General features: G+C 66.7%; 18 protein-coding genes, 1 tRNA gene and 1 pseudogene. 4 read left to right on the plus strand and 16 right to left on the minus strand.

Going from position 1 to position 21,495, the window contains the following annotated elements; genetic code table 11:
• Positions 1-409: 409 nt before the first annotated feature.
• The 3 genes from U9978_RS21500 to U9978_RS21510 all read right to left on the minus strand — a co-directional run bounded on the left by U9978_RS21500 (position 410) and on the right by U9978_RS21510 (position 4,454).
• Complete coding sequence (locus tag U9978_RS21500) at positions 410-2,887, minus strand: valine--tRNA ligase (RefSeq protein ID WP_322762956.1); 2,478 nt, start codon at positions 2,885-2,887, stop codon at positions 410-412.
• Positions 2,888-2,916: 29 nt separating this feature from the next.
• Entirely contained in the window at positions 2,917-3,624 is a 708-nt protein-coding gene (locus U9978_RS21505; protein ID WP_322762957.1) for a hypothetical protein, read from the minus strand.
• Between the two features lie 359 nt (positions 3,625-3,983).
• Complete coding sequence (locus tag U9978_RS21510) at positions 3,984-4,454, minus strand: class F sortase (RefSeq protein ID WP_322762958.1); 471 nt, start codon at positions 4,452-4,454, stop codon at positions 3,984-3,986.
• A 274-nt stretch (positions 4,455-4,728) separates the two neighbouring features.
• On the opposite strand from U9978_RS21510, the gene U9978_RS21515 reads away from it, so the two are divergent.
• Both U9978_RS21515 and U9978_RS21520 read left to right on the plus strand, forming a co-directional pair.
• On the plus strand, positions 4,729-5,283 hold the full coding sequence (locus U9978_RS21515) for a hypothetical protein (protein ID WP_322762959.1): 555 nt from the start codon (positions 4,729-4,731) through the stop codon (positions 5,281-5,283).
• A 373-nt stretch (positions 5,284-5,656) separates the two neighbouring features.
• Positions 5,657-5,733, plus strand: a tRNA-Pro gene (locus tag U9978_RS21520).
• Positions 5,734-6,100: 367 nt separating this feature from the next.
• Here U9978_RS21520 and der read toward each other — a convergent pair.
• From der to U9978_RS21565, 9 genes are all read right to left on the minus strand, one after another.
• Positions 6,101-7,504 (minus strand): ribosome biogenesis GTPase Der, encoded by a 1,404-nt coding sequence (gene der / locus U9978_RS21525; RefSeq protein ID WP_322762960.1) that lies wholly within the window; start codon positions 7,502-7,504, stop codon positions 6,101-6,103.
• A 112-nt stretch (positions 7,505-7,616) separates the two neighbouring features.
• Positions 7,617-8,339 (minus strand): lysophospholipid acyltransferase family protein, encoded by a 723-nt coding sequence (locus U9978_RS21530; protein WP_322762961.1) that lies wholly within the window; start codon positions 8,337-8,339, stop codon positions 7,617-7,619.
• The gene (gene cmk, locus U9978_RS21535; RefSeq protein ID WP_322762972.1) at positions 8,336-9,073 is read right to left on the minus strand and encodes a (d)CMP kinase; all 738 of its coding nucleotides are present in this window, start codon (positions 9,071-9,073) and stop codon (positions 8,336-8,338) included. The genes U9978_RS21530 and cmk overlap by 4 nt, the downstream gene beginning before the upstream one ends.
• A gap of 279 nt (positions 9,074-9,352) precedes the next feature.
• Entirely contained in the window at positions 9,353-10,471 is a 1,119-nt protein-coding gene (locus tag U9978_RS21540) for a prephenate dehydrogenase (RefSeq protein ID WP_322762962.1), read from the minus strand.
• Entirely contained in the window at positions 10,468-11,214 is a 747-nt protein-coding gene (locus tag U9978_RS21545) for a pseudouridine synthase (RefSeq protein ID WP_322762963.1), read from the minus strand. The genes U9978_RS21540 and U9978_RS21545 overlap by 4 nt, the downstream gene beginning before the upstream one ends.
• A gap of 28 nt (positions 11,215-11,242) precedes the next feature.
• Positions 11,243-11,890 carry an SMC-Scp complex subunit ScpB gene (gene scpB, locus U9978_RS21550; protein WP_416211083.1) on the minus strand — a complete coding sequence of 216 codons (648 nt, stop codon included), beginning with the start codon at positions 11,888-11,890 and terminating at the stop codon, positions 11,243-11,245.
• Positions 11,887-12,888 (minus strand): segregation and condensation protein A, encoded by a 1,002-nt coding sequence (locus U9978_RS21555; RefSeq protein WP_416211084.1) that lies wholly within the window; start codon positions 12,886-12,888, stop codon positions 11,887-11,889. The genes scpB and U9978_RS21555 overlap by 4 nt, the downstream gene beginning before the upstream one ends.
• 103 nt (positions 12,889-12,991) lie before the next feature.
• The gene (locus U9978_RS21560; RefSeq protein WP_322762965.1) at positions 12,992-13,681 is read right to left on the minus strand and encodes a Zn-dependent membrane protease; all 690 of its coding nucleotides are present in this window, start codon (positions 13,679-13,681) and stop codon (positions 12,992-12,994) included.
• A gap of 62 nt (positions 13,682-13,743) precedes the next feature.
• Positions 13,744-14,733 (minus strand): AAA family ATPase, encoded by a 990-nt coding sequence (locus tag U9978_RS21565; protein WP_322762966.1) that lies wholly within the window; start codon positions 14,731-14,733, stop codon positions 13,744-13,746.
• A gap of 407 nt (positions 14,734-15,140) precedes the next feature.
• Here U9978_RS21565 and U9978_RS21570 point away from each other — a divergent pair, with 407 nt between their 5' ends.
• Positions 15,141-16,229 (plus strand): S-(hydroxymethyl)mycothiol dehydrogenase, encoded by a 1,089-nt coding sequence (locus U9978_RS21570; protein WP_322762967.1) that lies wholly within the window; start codon positions 15,141-15,143, stop codon positions 16,227-16,229.
• Between the two features lie 128 nt (positions 16,230-16,357).
• Positions 16,358-17,008: an MBL fold metallo-hydrolase gene (locus U9978_RS21575; protein WP_322762968.1), complete on the plus strand. Its 651-nt coding sequence runs from the start codon at positions 16,358-16,360 to the stop codon at positions 17,006-17,008.
• Positions 17,009-17,224: 216 nt separating this feature from the next.
• Here the strand turns inward: U9978_RS21575 and thrS are convergent, their stop codons facing one another.
• From thrS to U9978_RS21590, 4 genes and pseudogenes are all read right to left on the minus strand, one after another.
• Positions 17,225-19,222 carry a threonine--tRNA ligase gene (gene thrS, locus U9978_RS21580; protein WP_322762969.1) on the minus strand — a complete coding sequence of 666 codons (1,998 nt, stop codon included), beginning with the start codon at positions 19,220-19,222 and terminating at the stop codon, positions 17,225-17,227.
• A gap of 188 nt (positions 19,223-19,410) precedes the next feature.
• On the minus strand, positions 19,411-19,776 hold the full coding sequence (locus U9978_RS24190) for a type II toxin-antitoxin system PemK/MazF family toxin (RefSeq protein ID WP_416211085.1): 366 nt from the start codon (positions 19,774-19,776) through the stop codon (positions 19,411-19,413).
• Positions 19,755-20,030, minus strand: a complete 276-nt coding sequence (locus tag U9978_RS21585; RefSeq protein WP_322762970.1) for a hypothetical protein — start codon at positions 20,028-20,030, stop codon at positions 19,755-19,757. The genes U9978_RS24190 and U9978_RS21585 overlap by 22 nt, the downstream gene beginning before the upstream one ends.
• Before the next feature lie 216 nt (positions 20,031-20,246).
• Positions 20,247-21,495: pseudogene (locus U9978_RS21590) on the minus strand (WD40 repeat domain-containing protein); the annotation flags it as partial.

Genomic DNA, 21,495 nt, shown 5'->3' on the forward strand with positions numbered 1-21,495 from the left:
CACCCTCCTGCGGCTGGCCCACACCCCCGGCTGACCCGGTCACGACAGGAAACACCCACACACCACGAAACACGGCGGAACACGAAAAAAAGCGGCGAACAGCGCCGAAGCGGCCTATACCCGGGCACGACAACAGACACCACGCCTATAAAACCCCGAAAGCCGCACACCTAATGAACCCGAATCGCCCGCCGATCTCGGGGCGTCACGGACATCGCCGCGCCGGCCGCGGCCCGCCGAAACCCACACCCTGACCACCGGTCGACGATCCCGAGAAACCCCGTCCCACCAGGGATAACTCCACCCTCAGACCCACGGCCGCGCCGCTCCCGCGGCTGTTAAGGCATGCCCAAAAGTGCGCTCGCCGTCGGCCGATTCAAGCGACACCCTGAGAGGACCTTGAAAATTGCTAAACGCTGATCGAAACGAAGATGTCGTCGACGCCGCTGGCGTGCTCTGCGACCCCGAACTCGAGATCGACCGCATGCGCAGCCGCCCGTAGTGACTCCGCGACCGATTCGGCCAAGCGCTGCGCATCAGGAGTGCGAGCATCAAGGACGAGTCGCTCGATCTTCGTGCTTGAGTGCAGACGAGCTTGCGCGCGAAGTACCCGCACGGCGTCGAGCATGGTCGCCATCTGATCCATCTCGACCCGGTCGCTGACCCAGGCCGGCTCCACCGACGGCCAGGCCGAGATGTGGATGCTGTCGAGTCCCTCGGTCTCCTGATAGTACCGCTGATACAGATACTCCGTGATGAACGGCGCGAACGGGGCAAAAAGTGCAACCACGGAACGGAATGCCTCCCGCAGCGTATGGAGCGCATTTACCCGGTCCGCGTCGCTGAACCGGTCCATCGAGAAGAAGCGGTCCTTGACCATCTCGATATACCGATCGCAGAGGATCGACCAGAAAAAACGCGAAATCGCCTTGTAGGCCGCCGTGAAATCGAACTCCTCAAACGCGGACGTCGCTTCGGCAACCGTGTCGGCCAGGTGCGACAGAAGCCATCGATCCAAAGCGGTCCGGTCCGGTGGAGACAGGTGGACCGCATTGTCCAGGTCGATGTCCTGCATGTGCTGCTCGATGAAACGTCCGACGTTGAACAGTTTCACAGCCAGTTTGCGACCAACCCGGACATCCTTCTCGTTGTATCGCAGGTTCTGGCCGAGCCGAGCGGATGTGGCCCACAGCCGGAGCGCATCCGCGCCGTACTTCTCGATGACATGATCCGGCACGTACCTGTTGAAACCCTCCGCGGTCGTCGATTTCTCAAGATCGCGTTTCGAAATCTTCTTGCCCTGCTCGTTCAGACCCCAACCGGAGATCATCACCGAATCCCACGGGAGGCGACCAAAATGGAACTCCGACTGGACCAACGTGTAGAAGAGCCAGGTTCGGATAATCTCGAAAGCCTGCACACGGAGACTCATCGGTGCCAGCGATGGTTCCGGCTCGAGGCCGCGCAATGCCCATCGGTCGTTGATCTGTGGGGTCAGCGACGAGGTCATCCAGGTGTCCATGACATCCCGCTCGGGCTCAATGACATCGTGCCCGCACGCCGGACACCTGTCGGCGGGTGGCGAATCACGGAGCGGATCAACCGGAAGGTCGGAGACGTCGGGAATCAGCGGCTCGGAACACGCCGCGCAGTACCAGACCGGGAAGGGGACACCGTAATGGCGTTGGCGGCTGATATTCCAGTCCCACTTGAGTCCGTCGATCCAGTCGTCCAGACGCCGCTTCATGAACGGCGGCAACCAGTGCAGCTCCTCCGCACGGGCACGGAAGCGGTCACGATGCTCCTGAACCTGCACGAACCACTGCGGCCTGATCTGGAACTCGACTGGTGTCGAGCACCTTTCGTGGACGCCGACCACCTGACGTAGTGAAGAACTCTCGCGCACCGCCCCAGCTTCGGTGAGAAGCTTCACGACCTCGCGGCGTGCGTCTTCTATGCTCTTGCCGGCAAGAGGGCCGGCAAGAGCATTCAGGCGTCCATCGGGGTCGATGACGAGCCGCAGGTCGAGTTTGTCCTGCCGCCACTTCGCGACATCCTCACTGTCGCCAAAGGTACACACCATCATCAGGCCCGTACCGAACTCGGGATCGACACTGGGATCCGTCTTGATCGGAACGGTGTACCCGAACAGCGGGACAACCGCCGCGTCGGAGGTCAGATCCCGGTAACGCTCGTCATCCGGATGGCAGTACAGGGCCACACAGGCCGGTATCAGCTCGGGTCGCGTGGTCGCGATGACGAGCGGCCGATCGTCGGACGCGGCAGTGAAGGCGATCTGGTAGATCCGGCCTTTGCGTTCGAGGTCTTCCACGTCCGCCTGTGCGAGAGCGGTACGGCAATCCGGACACCAGATGATCGGATCGCTCGAACGGCGGACGTACCCAGCCCGGTAGAGCTGCACGAAACTGGTCTGTGAGGTGAGCTGACACCGCTCGTCGATGGTCGAATAACGTAGCGACCAGTCGACGGACAACCCTACCCGCCGCCAGAGATCCTCGTACGTCGCGGCGGTCTTCTGGGTTTCTTCGAGACAAAGCCGTACGAACTCGGCACGCGGCATGTCGACCGCCCGCACCTTGTACTTCTGTTCAACGAACCGTTCGGTCGGGAGACCGTTGTCATCGAATCCGATAGGATAGAAGATGCGCTCACCGCGCATACGACGGTATCGAACGATGAAGTCCGGCTGCGAGTAGCTCATCGCATGGCCCACATGCAGGTGTGATGCGGAGACGTAGGGCGGCGGCGTGTCCACGCTGAACACGGTGCCGTCCGCTTCCGGGTCGAACCGGTAGATGTCGCGCTGTTCCCAGAGGTCACGCACCCGCGACTCGATCGTACTAGCGTCGTACTCGGTACTCTCCATCACGAATGGACCTTACCCGATGGGTGCGCCTAGCCCGCCAGGCGGACGCCGGTCACGGCGAAGCGTTCGACCTCATACAGGTGGCCACCGGTGGAGGCGACCACGACGAGGCTCTGACCGGGCGGCGCGGTGGTGCTCACGGTGGCCGTCCACATCGACTTGTCCCCACCGGCGGGCTGGCAGCAGGACTCCCCGACGACCTGGCCCCTGTTGATCCCGGACGTCGTCCTGAGCCAGACGTGGATGCTCTCGTCCACACCGCTGATCCGGCCGCCGACCGTCAGCGGCGGCGTCACCGTCGACCCGTAGGCAGGCTGAGTGAGCGATATGTCCGTGTCATCGGTACCGACGACCTCCCAGGGAGCGTCGGTACCGGATCCGAACCGAACGAGGTGGATGACAGCGGCGATGCCCGTACGCCCACCTTCGGTGGCGTATCCGACCTGAACGCGAGCATCGTCGCCGGTAACGGTGCTGGCCAGGGCACGGTCGACGCCGGCGAAGCCGAGAAAATCACGTGTGAAGGACAGGGCCGTGGCTACCGGGTCGAGGTGCCAGGGCTGGTGCCCTCCCGAACGGCTGGATGCCTGCCATTCCTGTGCGTCCGCGGCACTGGTAAAAGGCCACAACGGCTGGTACGGGAAGGCCCGCGTACCCGCGCCCGCATCGGGCGTCGCGGGCCTGGAGGTCTGGCGAACCTGCGGCTCAATGGTGGTGGCCTGCCCGACAGGTGCCACGGACGACGACCGCCCGGCCGTTGGGGGTGCGGTGCTCCCATTCCAGCATCCGGCCAGGACCACCATGGTGGCAAAAAAAGCTCCCAGCCGGATGGGCACGATAGCCGCGGTGGGACGCCGCCGGCGGCTGGCTGCCGAGTCGCTCCGAGATACCATGATCGCCATGGCCCCTCCAGTGAGGGCTGTGACAGACCGACGCCCCTGAAACGAGGGTAACTCTCACAACGCTGGGCCAAGAATAACCCCCACAAGGCGGGCGGATGCGCAGCGGGGAGTCCGGATCGTGTCCGGTACACGACACCCTCCCGCAGCAGCTCTCCCGCTCCTGAGCACCGAACAGTCCGGCCGACGACACCTCATCAAACAGCGTGCGCATAGACGATCATATTGTCCAGATAGTGGTGGGTTTTTCTGTCGAAATCACCCCCACAGGTAATCAGCCGCAGTTCCGGCCGGTTGACCTTGCCGTAGACCTCCGCCACCGGAAACGCTGTCTTCGAGACCTCTTGAATGCGGTCCACCGCAAAGTGCGCAACCGCACCGTCAGCCAGACTCACGTCGATCATGTCGGATTTCTTGATCTTGTCAAGCTGGTAGAAGACCGCCGGACCGGTCGTCGAGTCATAGTGTCCGACAAATACAGCCGCGCCGACCTCACCAGGACGCGGACCATACTCGTACCAACCGATGTCGCCCCATGCCGTCGGCACCTGCAGCGTTCCATCCGACTCGAGTCCGACCGACCCGACGGCCGCCGCGGTACCCAGTACAGGAATACGCAGGAAGGTCGGCCGATTGTCGGCCGTACGCGCCGGCTCGGGCACCGTCACCTGTGTACCTGCGGATGGCTTATCCGTGGCAACGACTCCTGTCGGGACAGTCTCCGCAGAAATTCCGGCGGCCTTCCCGAATTCGGACGAAACGAGCCTCTGGCCACTCACCCCGATCAGGATGAGTCCGAACAGAACCAGCCACCGTGCCGACAGGATGACTTTCGGTTTCCTCCCGGCAATATCGCGTCCCATGGCCTTCCCCCAGACATCAAATGGCTACTGTGTTGCCCGCGGTAACCGTACCGCTACCGCACGAGAGAAGAGGAAGGTCATGACGCACAGAATGGGCCGGGGTGTGGTGATGCTGGCTATTTCAGCAGCCACCGCGTTCTTTGTTGGATTTACCCCTGCATCCGCATTTGCGGGCGACGACTCGTGGGACTCGGACTCGCACCACAGCTGGACGACCGAGCAGCCTGACTCACCCACGGCCAGCCCGACCGCAACCGCCAGTACCGCCGCCACCGCCGCCGCCACCGCCACCGCCAGCCCCACCGCGACGGCCAGCGCAGCGGCCACCGCGACGGCCAGCGCAGCGGCCACCGCGACGGCCAGCCCCACCTCAGCGCCGACGACGGCCGCGGGCGTCGCCCCGTCGTACGGCGCACCCCACGACAACAAGTGGGAAGGCGCCAAGGACGACAAGTCCTGGTCGGACGCAAAGAAGGACGAGAAGTCCTACAGTGCTCCGTCAGGTGGTGTGAACGCCGGTGGCGGTGGCACCGCGCCGTCCTTCCCGATCACCCCGGTTGCCGGTGTCGGACTCGGTGCCGCGATGCTCGGCGCGGGCCTCACAGCTCGCCGCAGGAGCCGCGCGACACAGTGATCAACAGGTCTGGATGCGTCCGGCCCTCACCGGGCGCATCCAGACCCAGACAGGCCGAAGGGCGCACGACTATGGCTCTCGCCGTATGCCCGGCGGCCTCAGGAGACACCGCGACGGGTGGGCGCCGCCGCCGGAATTCCCCGCGTCCACCCGAACCACTGGCCGGCCGGACACCAGGCCGTCCAGGCGGCTGGCAATATCAACAACAGACATCGACCGACAGGTACGACGGGCCAGCCAGGTAAGATCGACACCAGGTATGATTCTGAGCTCACACTCAGGTTCGTCAGCGCTTCGGGCGACGCGATGAGCGCTGTCATCGAGTCGCCCGAAGCCCAGCCTGCTTCAGCGATGGGGTAACGTAGGCCGCGCACGGGACGTGGCGCAGCTTGGTAGCGCACCAGACTGGGGGTCTGGGGGTCGCAGGTTCAAATCCTGTCGTCCCGACCATCACGACAAGGGCTGCCGACGGGGTATAAACCCTGGTCAGCAGCCCTTTTTAACGCCATCGACACGGTGGCCAGCGTCAGTCGCAGACGTCAGCCCCCTGCATCCGGGGACCATCTGGGGACAGACCCCCGGTCAGATGCCGGCTCAGTGACTCCCCCGCCACGGCCACGGATCGCCGGTCAGGTCGTGCGGATCTCGTCCGCAAGCACCAACACGAACCATGATCTCCGCGAGTTTGTTGCTGTGTACGCTTTCTGGCTAAAAAAACGTACACAACGACAAACTTGCGCTGATCTTCAGCGGGACCGGGGTTGCGGGACCGGGGTTGCCTGGCCGGGGTCTGGCGGCGAAGCGGGGTGACCGCCCGTCACTGACGTTTCTCGCCCCGTTCGCGGACCCGGATGGAGATCTCGATCGGAGTGCCGGCGAAGCCGAAGTCCTCGCGCAGCCGTCGCTCCAGGAAGCGACGGTAGGCCGGCTCCAGGAACCCCGTCGAGAAGATGACGAAGCGGGGTGGACGCACACCGGCCTGCGTCGCGAACAGTATCCGGGGCAGCCGCCCGCCTCGGGACGGCGGCGGAGTGGCCGCCACGACCTCGCCGAGCCAGGTGTTCAGCCGGCCGGTGGAGATGCGCATCCCCCAGGAGTCCAACGAGGATCGCAGGGCTGGAGCGAGCCGGTCGACCGCGCGGCCGGTCATCGCCGACACGTTCACCCTCGGTGCCCAGGCGACCCGGCCGAGATCTCGGGTGATCTCGCGTTCCAGGGTGAGGCGGCGATCTTCATCGAGCAGGTCCCACTTGTTGAACGCCAGTACCAGAGCCCGCCCGGCCTCGACCACCATGGTGATCACCCGCTGGTCCTGTTCGGTGAGTGGCTCACCGGCGTCGAGCAGGACGATCGCGACCTCGGCTGCTTCCAGCGCGGCCGCGGTACGTAGCGAGGAGTAGTACTCCGCTCCGGCGGCCTCCCGGACCCGGCGCCGCAGGCCGGCGGTGTCCACGAACTTCCACACCTCGCCCCCGACGGTCACCAGCTCGTCGACCGGGTCACGGGTGGTACCTGCGACCTCGTCCACCAGCGAGCGCTCCGTCCCGGCGAGCCGGTTGAGCAGGCTGGACTTCCCCACGTTCGGCCGGCCCAACAGGGCTACCCGCCGCGGGCCGTCCACCTCTTCGAAACGCTCGCGCGGCGCCTCCGGCAGGGCCGCGAGCACCGCGTCAAGCAGATCTCCGCTGCCGCGGCCATGCAGGGACGAGACCGGATGCGGCTCACCGAGCCCAAGGCTCCACAGCGCGGCTGCGTCCGCCTCCGTCCGAGCGTCATCGACCTTGTTCGCGGCGAGAACGACGGGCAGCCCCGACCGCTGCAGGACACGTGCGACGGCTTCATCCGCGTCGGTCGCACCGACCGTGGTGTCGACCACGAACAGCACTGCGTCGGCCGTGTCCAGAGCGGCACGTGCCTGCTCAGCGACCCGGGCGGCGAGCCCACGCGCGTCAGGCTCCCAGCCGCCGGTGTCGACGACGACGAAGCGCCGTCCATTCCAGGTTGCGTCGTATGCGACCCGGTCGCGGGTCACGCCCGGGACGTCCTCGACAACTGCGGCCCGGCGGCCCAGGATCCGGTTCACCAACGTCGACTTGCCGACGTTGGGGCGTCCGACAATCGCCAGCACCGGCTGCCTCTCGGTGGCACCGGGCGGGTACCCGGCTTCGTCCTGCGGTGCCTGCGAAGCCACACCCACAACGTCCTCGTCTCTGTTCGTCATCGTCGTTCATGGCCGTTCATCGTTGTTCATCGTTGTTCATCGTTGTTCATCGCTGTTCATCGCTGTTCATCGCTGTTCATCATCGCGCCTGCTCATAATCGTGCCGACCGCATCACGATCCGGGAGGCAGGCGAGCCGCCACCAGATGGTCGGCGATCCGAATCCGGATGTCCTCCGCCACCGCAGCCAACGCCCGACGCGACCGCGGGTTCGCCGGGACCTCCACATCGAACGGACGTCCGAACACGACCCGAGCGGGCACGGACCGCCTCGGCCAGCGGGCGCCCCTGGGCATGGCCAGGCCGGTGTCGATGCACGCGACCGGTAGCACCGGGCACCGTCCGTGGACAGCGAGGTAGGCGATACCGTGCTGTACCGTCTGTACCTCGCCGGCTCCCCGGGTGCCCTCGGGAAACACCCCGATGGTTCCGCCGCGCCCCAACTCGTCGAGTGCAGTGTGTAACGCGACCCGATCGGGCCGGCCACGGTCGACCGGGATCTGGCCCGCGATGCGCAGCAGTGGCCCGAGGACACCACCATACATTTCGGACTTCACCAGGCACCGGACTGTACGCGGTGACTCGATCACGACCAGGGGGCCGTCCAAGAGGCTACTGTGGTTTCCCGCGAAAATCAGCGGACCGGTCGCCGGGACGTGTTCAAGGCCCTGGAGGGTCACCTGCATGACGGCCCGGTTCACAACGAGACGCAACGGTGGCTTGAGCACCCTGTGCACCACGTCCCGGTAGGGCCGGGACGCCGCCCCACGCTGCGGCGCGGACACCGGCGGCTGCCCGGCGCCGGCTTCCGTGGCGTCGGGGCTTCCGGTGGTCATGGCGCGTCGGCCGTTACCCGTTCGCAGTGCAGCAGAACCTCGGCCACAACAGCCTCGACCGACAGACTGGTCGAGTCGAGCACGATCGCGTCGTCGGGGACGGCCAGCGGATCCGCGGCGCGGGTCGAGTCCAGCACGTCCCTACGGTCGAGCTCGGCGAGGGTGCGGGCCACGTCATCCATGCCCTTCTCCCCGAGTTGGTGCGACCGCCGCAACGCCCGGACCTCGGTCGAAGCCGTCAGGAACACCTTGACCGGGGCCTGTGGAGCAACCACCGAACCGATGTCACGGCCTTCCACCACGATGCCGCTCGGGGACGCCGCTGCAATGATCTGCTGCTGGCGGGCGACGAGAAGCCGCCGGACGGCCGGTACCGCGGCAACCGCGCTCACCGCGTTCGTCACCGCCCTGGTCCGGATCTTGTCCCCCACGGCTTCGCCGTTCACCGCGATCGTCGGATCATCCGGACTGGTACCGACTGCCAGCACCACGCGTTCGGCCAGTTCTGCCACGGCATCGTGATCTTCAAGATCGATCCGACTCTCCAAGGCGACCTGTGTCACCGCCCGGTACATCGCGCCGGTGTCGAGATACCGCAGGCCAAGCCGTCGGGCAATCTCCCTGGCAACGGTGCTCTTGCCGGAGCCTCCCGGTCCGTCGACGGCTACGACCAATCCCTCGGACGTCAATACCTGACCGTGCCCGGCGTAGCGGCCTTCGCCGCCCGTGGACACCTCCTGATCGTCAGTGGCGGTTGCGCCCACCAACTCACCGGAACCGCGGTCCTGCTCCACCGCTTCCTCCGTCCAGACGCGACAATCACCCATGAACCCGTACATATCAAACCCGTACACATGTGGAATCCGCGTACGCACAGTAACCAGCTTGCACCGGAAAACCATGAGCAACCGATAGGGTGAAACCGACCCGACCCGAGTGGTCACCCGGATCAACGCCGATGTGGTCAACCCGGATCAGGCTACTCGGGGCCGCCCACCCACGAAGGGCGGCGTTCACGATCTGCGATAGGCGGTCCAGCCGGCGGTGGCGAGCCGGTCGAGCAGGGTGCCGACGATGTCGGGTGAAACAGCGATCTCCACGATGCCGGCAGGGGCGTCCAGGTTGTGCTCGAATGCTGCGACATCCTCGATGTTGATCTCCCAGTCGCCGATCGTGGCGAACAGCTCGCCCAACTGGCCGGGCCTGTCCGCAAGCACCACGCCCACCCAGGCCCAGGCCCCCGGCTGCGTCGCCGCACGGGCCTTTCGTGGCAGCAGCGCCCGACCGGCGTTTCCACCTGCCATGACTCCGCGAACAGCCTCGACCACCTCCTGTTCGCTGCCCCGATCGAGCAGGTCCGCCAGCCTGGAAAGCTCCTCGCCGAGCAACCGGGCACGCCTGGCGACCGGCCCACGGTTACCCTCCAGAATCGACGACCACAGGCCGGGGTCGCTGTCGGCCAGGCGGGTAGCGTCCCGGAACCCCTGCCCCACCAGGGCCAACTCGCCCGGACCGAGCTCGGGGGTGGCGGCCGCCAACAGACTCGCGACCACCTGCGGCAGATGGGACAAGACAGCCATCGCCGTGTCATGGCGGTCAGGCGTCGTACGCACCGGTATGGCGCCACACGTCCGCGCGATCGCCACCGTGGCCGCCAACGCGGCCGGTGATGTGTGCGGCACCGGACAGACGACCCAGGCTCGCTCGGCGAACAGGTCGGCGCGGGCCGAGGCTGCACCGCCGCGCTCACGCCCGGCGATCGGGTGTGCGGGACACCACATCGACAGATCGCACCCGGCCTGCACCGCCTCGACGATCGGCCGGGCCTTCACACTCGCGACATCGCTTACCGTATCGGCGAGCCCCGCCCGCTGCACCCGCCGTAGTTCACCGGCGACAGCATGCGGAGGCACGGCAATGACCACATGCCCCACGGGTTCGCCGTGCCATGGCTGGCCGGCACCCATGGCCTCGGCAACCTTGACCTGCTCGGGATCAACGTCTGCCAGCAGGACTTCGATCCCGTGGACGCTGAGTGCCAACCCGATACTGGTGCCGATCAGGCCGGACCCGACCACGCCCACCCGACCCGGCGGCGGCTCGGGTGGCGGGAATCCGGATGTGCCAGTCACAGTGCGACGTCACGGTAGAGCGCGCCGACTTCACCCGGCGAGAGGTGCCGGGTGCGGCCCACCCGCAGCGAACCGAGGTAGACCGGGCCGATCCTGGTCCGCACGAGCCGGCCGACCGGGTGGCCCACGGCGTCCATCAGCCGGCGCACCACGTGTTTACGGCCCTCGTGCAACGTGATCTCAATCATGACCCGCGCACCGGACGAGCTCACGATCCGCACGGAGTCCACGGTCACCATCCCATCGGTGAGGGTGACCCCCGCCCGCAACCGCCGCGGCACGTCCCGACTGACCGGCCCGCTCACCTCGACCAGGTAGGTCTTGGCGACACCGAACGACGGATGCGCCAACCGATGTGCCAGGTCCCCGTCGTTGGTGACCAGCAGCAGGCCCTCACTGTCGGCGTCGAGCCGGCCGACGTGGAACAGGCCGGGGCCGTGGTCCGCCACAAGGTCCGCGACGGTCGGCCGGCCCCGGTCGTCCGCCATCGCCGAGAGCACCCCGACCGGCTTGTTCAACGCGAGGTGCACCAGGCCGGCCTTGGTGACGACCCGTTCACCGTCGACCTCGATGACCGCTGTCTGCGGATCGACCCGCAGACCCTGCGCCTCGACGACCCGCCCGTCCACCCGCACGCGACCCGCGGCGATCAGCTCCTCGCTGTGCCGCCTGGACCCGAGCCCCGCCGCCGCAAGAACCTTCTGCAGCCGGATGCCTTCGGCATTCGCGTCACCGGTTGTCATGAACCCAGAATGTCATGAGGCCAGAATGTCACGAGCCGACAATGTCATCCACATCGGCGATGTCAGGCAGCAGCGGGGCGAGCGGCGGCAGTTCGTCAAGATGGCGTAGACCCATCCGTTCCAGAAAGTAGTCGGTTGTCCGGTACAGCGTCGCGCCGGTCTCCGGATCGGTACCGGCCTCCTCGACGAGCCGCCGGGTGGTCAGTGTACGGATCACGCCGTCAGCGGACACGCCCCGCACCGCAGAGATCCGCCCGCGACTGACCGGCTGCTGGTAGGCGACAACCGCCAGCGTCTCCAGCGCCGCCTGAGACAGTTTCGGGTTCTGCCCGGCGAGCACGAACCGCTCGACCCAGGGGGCGCACTCCTCGCTGGTGTAGAAACGCCAGCCGCCACCGATGTCGCGGAGGCTGAAGCCCCGGCCCTGCGCGATGTAGTCGCGGGCCAACCCGGCGATGACGCGCTCGACGTCCGCTGCGGGGACGTCGAGGCTCACAGCGATCTCCGTAACCGGAACCGGATTTTCCGCGACCATCAGGATCGCCTCGACGAGCGCGGGTAGCGCCGGGCGTACGACCGCCTCATCCCCGGGCGACTCATCCCCGGGCGACCCGCAGGGCACCGGGGGTCCAACGACTGAAGTCTCGTCGGCAGCCGGGTGGGCGTCCGCTGTCACAGTGGTCGTGGTCCTCCCTTTCTGCGCCGGCCGCCATTCAGGTCAGCCATGTTCATGTCCGCCATGTTCATGTCCGCCATGTTCACGTCGGCCACACCATGCTCCGCCGTGTCCGCTGCGTCGGCCGTGTCGGCCACCCAGCGGACGATCAGTTCCCCCAGCGGAACCTCCTGTTCAAACGCGATCCGCCCCTCTCTGAAGAGCTCGAGCAGGGCGAGGAAACGCGCAACCACCTCGATCGTCTGTCGACAGCCGGCACAGAGCATCCCGAAGGATGCACTACCCACCTCTCGCAATTTTTCGATCACAGCGAACATATGCTCGCGGATGTTGATCCGCGGCAGGTGAACATGGTCGGTGGCGACCTGCGGAGGCAGCGGAGGTTCCCGCAGCCTGGCCGCGAGCCGGGCGAGCTCGGCCGGGCCGATACCGATCTGCACCTCGGGCAGAGCGCGCGCATAACGCGGCTCCAGCGCAACAGCCCGGGGCAGGTGCCGGGCTTCCAGCGCCATCAACCCGACGAACAGGGCCGAGGCCTCCTTGTACGCCTTGTACTGCAGCAGACGGGCGAACAGCAGGTCTCTGGCCTCGAGGAGGGCGAGGCTCTCAGCTTCGTCCTCGGAGATCGCCCCGGGTAGCAGCCGAGCAGCCTTGAGATCGAGCAGGGTTGCTGCGATCACCAGGAACTCGGTGGCCTGCCCGAGGTCGAAGCCCGCGCCGAGACGGCGGATGTGAGCCACGAACTCATCGGTGACCTGCGAGAGCGCGACCTCGGTCACGTCCATCTTGTGTTTGGCGATCAACGAGAGCAGCAGATCGAACGGGCCGGTGAAGTTCGCGAGTTCGACGACGAAGGCGCTGCCGGCACTGCCCCGGCCGGTGGGAGCCGTGCCGGCAGTGCCGGCAGTGCCGCCACTGGACTCAGCCGGCGACGCGGGCTCGGTGGCCCCGACCGCCGCGGTCACCCTCCGGTGGGGAGATGCCCCGGTCCGCGCCATATCCCGACGCTACCGCGACCGCGGCCAACCACCCCGAACCAGCCACCCCGAACCAGCCACCGCAGCGGGCCGGGGCCGGTGCAACGCGCGGCGCGTCCACCCGTCAACGAATATGGAGATTGATGATGTCAGCCAGACCTGTCAGCAACGGCAGCAGCAGCTGGTCCACGACCGAGGGAAACCCGAGAAACAGCTTCGGCAGCAGAATGGCCGCCAGCAGAATGACGATACCGACGTTGTTCTCGCGCAGCTGGTACTCGGCCTTGCGCCAGCTCGGTGACTGCGGGCCGAGGCCGAACAGCACCCGCCCGCCGTCGGCGGGCGGAATGGGGATGAGGCTCACAATGAACAGTGACGCGAACGTGACGGCCAGCCACAGCACCAGTTTCGCTACGAAGCCACCCGCCCCGGCGATTTCCACGATTCGGCTGCCCTCAACGATGATCAACGGTTGGGAGACGAATTTGAAACCGATGATCGCGGCGAAGGCGAGCACCAGGTAGGCCAGCGGTCCGGCCAGCACCGCGACCGCGACGTGGAACCGTCGCTTGCGCCATACGTCGTTCATGGGTATCGGCTCGGTCCAGCCGACACCCGAGATGATCATAGCCACCGCGCTGAAGGGGCTGACCCGGTCTTTCACCGATGCTGTAAGCCGCCCGGACCGCAGCGGGCCGCGGTCCTGGAGCAGCCTCGCGACGATGACCTGTGCCGTGTCATGAGCGTAGATCCCGATGAGGAGCGCGAGAACGATCCCCAGAAGCGCCGCGGGTTCGGCCAGGTGGAACAGCACGCCTCTACAGGTCCCTTATCCGATTCCCGAACAAGCTTCGGCCACGTGGTGTCAGGGTATCCCTAACGCTGGATCACCGGCGGTGCGCCGTGCCTGGCCATCAGTTCGCGGGCCAGCCGCCGGTATCCGTCCGCCCCCACCGACGTGGGCGCGTAGGTCGTGATCGGCTCGCCGGCGACCGTGGTTTCCGGAAAGCGAACCGTACGGCTGATCACAGTGTGAAAGACCTCGTCCGGGAAGCGCTCGACGACCCGCGCCAGCACCTCGCGGGCATGCAGGGTTCGGGCGTCGTACATGGTGGCGAGGATGCCGGCGAGCTCAAGGCGTGGGTTTAGCCGGTCGCGCACCTTGTCAATGGTGTCCAGCAGCAGCGCGACACCGCGTAGGGCGAAATACTCGCACTCCAACGGCACGATGACCGCATCCGCCGCGGTCAGAGCGTTGACGGTCAGCAGACCCAGGGACGGCTGGCAGTCGATGAGAATCACATCGTATTCGGAGCGGATCGACGCCAGGGCACGCGCGAGCGTGTGCTCACGACCGACCTCGGTGACCAGCAGCATCTCGGCAGCCGACAGGTCGATGTTGCTCGGAAGCAGATCCAGACCATCGACCTGGGTGGGGACTATCACCTCGCCGATCTCGGCTTCGCCACCCACGAGGAGATCGTGCACGGTGCGCTCCAGCACCATCGGATTGATTCCGAGCCCGACCGAGAGTGCACCCTGCGGGTCGAAGTCGACCAACAGGGTCCGGCGACCGTACTCGGCGAGCGCCGCGCCCAGATTGATCGTGCTGGTCGTCTTGCCGACGCCGCCCTTCTGGTTACACATGGCGACCACCCAGCCAGCCCCATGGGTTGCCAACGGTGGGGGTACGGGAAAGGCCGGCAACGGACGTCCCGTGGGGCCCATCTCGCCGGCTCCACCCGAGCTGTGCACGACGTTGGCACCGTCGAGTCGCCCATCAGCAGACAGCGCTGGATCCCCGACGGTCACCCGCCCGTAAGGGGGGCGCACCTGGGCCTGCATCGGCGAGGCGTCGGCGGTCATGTCAAGGGACCTGCTCCTTCTGGTCAACCTGAGGACGCGCGATCATCGATCCTCTGGCGCGCCCGCAGACCACCGGGGACGCTTGCGGATCCGTGCGCGGAGAGCAGAAGCGGACCGTCAGGAGCGTACCGATACTGGAGGTCACGCATGAAGCCGGGTAGGTCACGTCGGCGCGGCGAATGCCCGAAGTCCCGGACGGCTGCCGGCCCACTCCGGCCCGAAACCTCGCCACAACCCGGCTACCGGGGACCTCCGGGTCAGACGATGGACAGACGAGAGGCTACGATCACACAGCTTTTGGCCAGCCCGAGCGCCGGGCCGATTCGGTTGGTGGCATACCTGCCGGAGCGCCGCACACAGCGAACGACTGAAAGCGCCTGACGGTCGACGACGACAGGAGCACGGCAATGGGTTCGGTGACAGTTCCGGCTGTGGTGTCCCTGGCGAAGGGCGCCCCCGTCGTCCTGACCGAGATTGTGGTTCCCGATCCCGGGCCGGGCGAGGCGCGGGTTCGCGTCCAGGCATGCGGTGTCTGTCACACCGACCTGCACTACCGCGAGGGTTCCATCAACGACGACTACCCCTTCCTGCTCGGCCATGAGGCCGCGGGAGTCGTCGACGCGGTCGGCGACGGGGTCACCTCGGTCTCGGCTGGCGACTACGTCGTGATTGCTTGGCGGGCACCCTGCGGCACCTGTCGTTCCTGCCTTCGAGGCCGACCGTGGTACTGCTTCGACTCCCGCAACGCCACCCAACCCATGACGCTGGTGGACGGGACGCCCCTGTCGCCGGCGCTGGGCATCGGCGCCTTCGCCGGGGCGACCCTGGTGGCCGCCGGCCAGTGCGTGAAGATCAATCCAACAGCACGTCCGGAGGCGGCCGGGCTGATCGGCTGCGGGGTGATGGCCGGGTTCGGCGCGGCGGTCAACACCGGCGAGGTCACGCGGGGGGAAACTGTTGCGGTCTTCGGCTGCGGAGGCGTTGGGGACGCGGCGATCGCCGGCGCGGCCATCGCCGGCGCCCGAATGATCATTGCGGTGGACATCGACGCACGCAAGTTGGAGTGGGCGCGCGGATTCGGCGCCACCCACACCGTCGACGCGCGCGACGGCGACCCCGTGGAGGCGATCCGAACACTGACTGACGGTAACGGCGCCGACGTGGTCATCGAGGCGGTCGGCCGGCCGGAAACCTACCGACAGGCGTTCTTCTCCCGGGATCTCGCCGGGCGGCTCGTACTCGTCGGTGTCCCCGACCCGGCGATGACCCTCGAGCTACCCATGATCGAGGTGTTCAGTCGCGGTGGCTCGCTGAAGTCGTCCTGGTACGGCGACTGTCTACCCAGCCGGGATTTCCCCGTCCTGATCGATCTCTACCGGGCCGGCCGGCTCGATCTCGACCGGTTCGTGACCGAAACCATAGGCCTCGGCGACATCGAGGATGCCTTTACTCGCATGCAGCGCGGCGATGTACTGCGTAGCGTCGTTACGCTCTGATCGACATGTACGGTCGGTACCGGAATGGGCCGATCCGACCCCGTGAACGGCTGGACGGTTCACGCGGGCAACGCGGTGACAGTCAGCTATCCAGTGGTCAGCTGCTCAGTGACGGGGACGGAGAGCGCGTGGCGAGAAACGACGGGGTACGAGTCGATCGGATCATCACCCGCGGCGAGTTCCTGATCGACGGCCAGAGCTTCACGGTCGACAACAACATCTGGCTGGTCGGGGATGACACCGAGGTACTGGTCATCGACGCCGCGCACGACCCTTCGGTGATCCTCGCCGCGATCGACGGACGGCATGTATCCGTGATCGTCGCCACACACGGGCACAACGACCACATCAACGCGGCCGTTGAGCTGGCTGCCCGGGTACGGGCTCCGATCGCCCTGTGTCCGGCGGATCTGATGCTGTGGCAGGCGGTCTATCCCGACCGCGCGCCCGACCTCGAGCTCGCCGACGGCCAGCGGCTCCCGATCGCGGGCGGCGGTTGGCTGCATGTCATGCACACCCCAGGGCACTCCCCCGGCGGAGTGTGCCTGTACGGAGTGATCGGCGGAGAACCGGTGCTGTTCAGCGGCGACACCCTGTTCCGTGGCGGCCCTGGGGCGACCGGCCGGTCGTTCTCCGACTTTCCGACCATCCTGGACTCGATCAGAAGTCGGCTGTTGATACTGCCGCCCGAGACGGTGGTGCACACCGGCCATGGTGACGACACCACCATCGGTGGCGAGTCACTTGACTACGACCAGTGGATCCTGCGCGGTCACTGACCCGTACCCGTACCCACCTCTACACCCGTACCCGTACCCGTACCCGTACCCACCTCTACACCCGCGCTCGCACCCGTGCCCACCTCTACACCCGCGCCGCGACTGGTCTCAAGGATGTGAATCCGATGTTGCTGGAGCAGCATCGAATTCACATTCTTCGGCACCCTTCGGGATCTTTCGGCACCGTGAGCCGACGCGTTCCGGGCTGATCCGCTTTTAGATCTGGATCCGCTGCTCGACAGCCCGGACGATTTCCGCGATCGCCTCCCCTACCGGGATACCGTTCTTCTGCTCGCCGTTGCGGTAGCGGAAGGAGACCGCTTCCTTGGCCACGTCGTCGTCGCCCGCGAGAAGCATGAAGGGAATCTTCTGCTTCTGAGCGTTACGGATCTTCTTCTGCATCCGATCGTCGGAGCTGTCGACCTCCACCCGGATGTGGTGCCTGCGCAGCTCGGCGGCGATGACGTCCAGGTAGTCGACATGGGTATCGGTGATCGGGATGCAGACGACCTGCACCGGCGCCAACCATGGCGGGAAGGCCCCGGCATAGTGCTCAAGCAGCACCGCGAAGAACCGCTCGATCGAGCCGAACAAGGCGCGGTGAATCATCACCGGACGCTTGCGGGTACCGTCTGGGGACTGGTATTCGAGATCGAAGCGCTGGGGAAACTGGAAGTCGACCTGAATCGTCGACATCTGCCAGGTCCGACCGATGGCATCCCGTACCTGCACCGATATCTTCGGGCCGTAGAAGGCGGCGCCACCGGGGTCCAGCACGAGGTCCAGCCCCTGCTTGGTGGCGGCCTGGCGCAGTGTCTCGGTCGCCTCGGCCCATTCGGCGTCGCCACCCACGAACTTGTCGGGGTCCTTGGTGGACAGTTCCAGATAGAAGTCGGTCAGACCATAGTCACGCAACAGATCGAGGACGAAAGTGAGCAGGCTGTCCAGCTCGCCGGGCATCTGCTCTAGGGCGCAGTAGATGTGCGCGTCGTCCTGGGTGAAACCACGGGCCCGGGTCAGCCCGTGCACCACACCCGACTTCTCATACCGGTAGACCGTGCCGAACTCGAACAGCCGCAGCGGCAACTCACGGTAGGAACGTCCCCGGGACCGGTAGATAAGATTGTGCATGGGGCAGTTCATGGGTTTCAGGTAGTACGTCTGCCCCTCGTCCAGCTCCATGGGCGGGTACATGCCGTCGGCATACCAGTCCAGGTGACCCGAAACCTCGAAGAGCTGCTTTTTTGTCACGTGCGGCGTGTTGACGAAGGAGTAGCCCGCCTCCTCGTGCCGCTGGCGGGAGTAATCCTCCATCACCCGCCGAATGACGCCGCCCTTGGGGTGGAAGACCGCGAGCCCCGAGCCGATCTCATCCGGGAACGAGAACAGGTCGAGTTCTGTGCCGAGCTTGCGATGGTCGCGCCGTTCGGCCTCCGCCAGCCGGTGCAGGTAATCCTTCAACGCATCCCGCGACTCCCAGGCGGTTCCGTAAATCCGCTGAAGCTGGGGGTTACGTTCCGAGCCACGCCAGTAGGCCGCGGCCGAACGCATGAGCGTGAACGCCGGGATGTTGCGGGTGGTGGGTACGTGCGGGCCCCGGCACAGGTCCTTCCAGCACAGTTCGCCGGTCCTGGCGTCGAGGTTGTCGTACATGGTCAGCTCGCCCGCGCCGACCTCGACAGCCACTCCCTGATCGTCGGCGTCTGCATCGGCGTCGGCGTCCGCCGCGCCCTTCAGGCCCACCAACTCGATCTTGTACGGCTCGCCGGCCAGCTCGGCGCGGGCATCGGTGTCGGACACCACCCGGCGGGAGAATCGCTGGCCCGCTTTGATGATCTCCTGCATCCGCTTCTCAAGACGCTTGAGATCATCAGGATGGAAGGGTGCGGCAACGTCGAAGTCGTAGTAGAAGCCGTCCCTGATCGGCGGGCCGATCCCCAGCTTCGCGTCGGGGAACAGGTCCTGCACGGCCTGCGCCAGCACATGTGCGCAGGAGTGACGCACGATCGCCCGGCCGTCGTCCGAGTCGACCGGTACCGGCGCAACCACGTCCCCGTCGACCAGGACATACGCCAGGTCCTTGAGCTCCCCGTTCACCCGGGCAGCGACGATCTTCGGATCGTCGCCCAGGACCTGCGTGGCCGTGGTGCCCGCCGCCACGACACGCTCGGCCCGCTGCGGGGCACGGTCGAGGACGATCGCGAGATCTGGCACCACACGCTCCTGACATCGGTACGAGAAGAAGTCGCTCCGATGCTACCGACGCGGTCACGTGCAGCGCCTCCGGGTTTTTCCGCCGAGGCCGGCGCTCTGGCCGGATGCGCCGGGTCAGCGCGGTGCGCCGGTGCGCCGGTGCGCCGGTGCGCCTACTGATGGCTGACACGGAACCAGACCAAATTTGATCAGGTTGGGCGAACGTCCCCCAGCCACTTGATGATCTGCTGAGCTATGGCGCTCGTGGTTTGTTCGTCGGCGGTACCGAGGAGCCGGCCGAACCGTTGCGTCGACACAGCCCGTACCGCCTCACACATCGCCCAGCTGGCCCGATTGAGACCGCCGTCGTCAACGACGCGTACGTGATGCGGTAACCCTCGCTCCCGGGTGGTCAGCGGAACAACGATGCCCTGCCTGATCGACAACGCATTGAACCGGTCAGCGGAAATGACCACGCAGGGCCGGGAACCGGCCTGCTCGTTAGCGACCGTGGGATCGAGCGTAACCAGCCAGATCTGACCACGTCGAACCCTCACGTATTGAACTCCGGCCATTCATCAGAAGCGTTACCGGGGTCGGCGGACACCTCGCCCCACTCCGACAGTTCCGTGAGGTACTCGGCCCAACCCGCCGGATCATCCCGCCGGAAACGCTCGTAGGCGGCCTCGATGTCAGCCCACTCCTGCTCCGCCTGGAGATCAATGGAAAGGCCTTGCAGCAGGGCACCCATGGTGACCCCCCGCGCCCGCGCGACCCGGGCGAGCCTGTCCCGTACCGCACTATCCACCTTGATCGTTGTTGCTGGCATACCAAGGAGTATACCGTTAAGGAAACCCGGACCACGCAATCCGAGGGACCACTGATGCGGCCGAGCGTCCCGCACCGCCGTGAAGATCGGGCTGTATGGTCCAGTCTGCCGGCGCAGGTAGGGCGAAGCCCGTCCGCAGGACCCCTCTCACCCGAAGGGCGCTCTTGACACGGCCGGTGTGAGCGCTGGCTTGAGGGGTTGACCGGCGGGATCCGGTCAACCGATGTTCCACAGCCGCACCGTGCCGTCGTCACTGGCGCTGGCCAGGGTGCGCCCGTCCGGAGCGAACGCCACGGACAACACCCAGTCGGTGTGGCCGGTCAGCGGCGAGCCCAGCGGGCGGGGGTTGGTCCGGTCGGAAACGTCCCACAGCCGCACCGTGTGGTCATCACCGGCGCTGGCCAGAATGCGACCGTCCGGCGAGAACGCCACCGACCGCACCCCGGCGGTGTGGCCGGTCAGCGGCGAGCCCAGGGAGTGTGGGGTGGTGGACCGGTCGACGTCCCACAGCCGCACCGTCTTGTCATCGTTGGCGCTGGCCAGAGTGCGGCCGTCCGGCGAGAACGCCACCGCGTTCACATAGCCAGTGTTACCCGTCAGCGGACCGCCCAGCGGGCTGGGCGCGACCGGGTCGGTGAGGCTCCACAACCGCACGGTCTTGTCCCAGCTGGCACTCGCCAGGATATGGCCGTCCGGCGAAAACGCCACCGACTCGACCTCGCGGGTATGACCGGTCAGCGGCGAGCCCAGCGGGCGGGGCGCGGCCGGGTCGGTGAGGTCCCACAGCCGCACGGTGTGATCGGTGTTGTACACATCGCCGGCGGCGGTGGCCACGATGCGCCCGCCGGGGGCGAAGGCCACCGAGTTCACCGGGTCGGTGTGGCCGGTCAGGGACATCCCCAGCGGGCGAGGCGCGGTCCGGTCGGTCACGTCCCACAGCTGCACCGTCTTGTCAGCGCCGGCGGTGGCCAGGGTGTGCCCATCCGGAGCGAATGCCACCGACCGCACCATGCCGGTGTGGCCGGTCAGCGGAGCGCCCAGCGGGCGAGGCGCGGTCCGGTCGGTCACGTCCCACAGCCGCGCCGTGCCGCCTTCACCGGCGCTGGCCAGGGTGTGCCCATCCGGAGCGAACGCCACCGACCACACTCCACCGGTGTGGTCGGTCAACGGGGCACCCAGCTGGCGAGAGTCGGGGGGGACCTCCGCTGTGGGCTGCGAGGAATCCCCGCCATGGGCGAGGGTGACGGCCAGGACGGTACCGGCAACCGCGAGCAGCACCGCGATGGCGGCGACAGGTAGGCGCCGGCGCCGCAGCCAGGTCAGGACACCGCTGGCCTGCCGGGTGGGCGGACCAGCCGATGGCCTGCCCGAGGGCGGGCGACCAGCCCTGCGGGTGGGTAATTCGCTGCTGTCGGGCGGCGGTGTGGAGATAAACGGGATGTGGGCCGCCTGGGTCGGGGCCGGC

Source organism: Protofrankia sp. Cr2 (assembly GCF_963555885.1).
Taxonomy (GTDB): Bacteria; Actinomycetota; Actinomycetes; order Frankiales; family Frankiaceae; genus Protofrankia.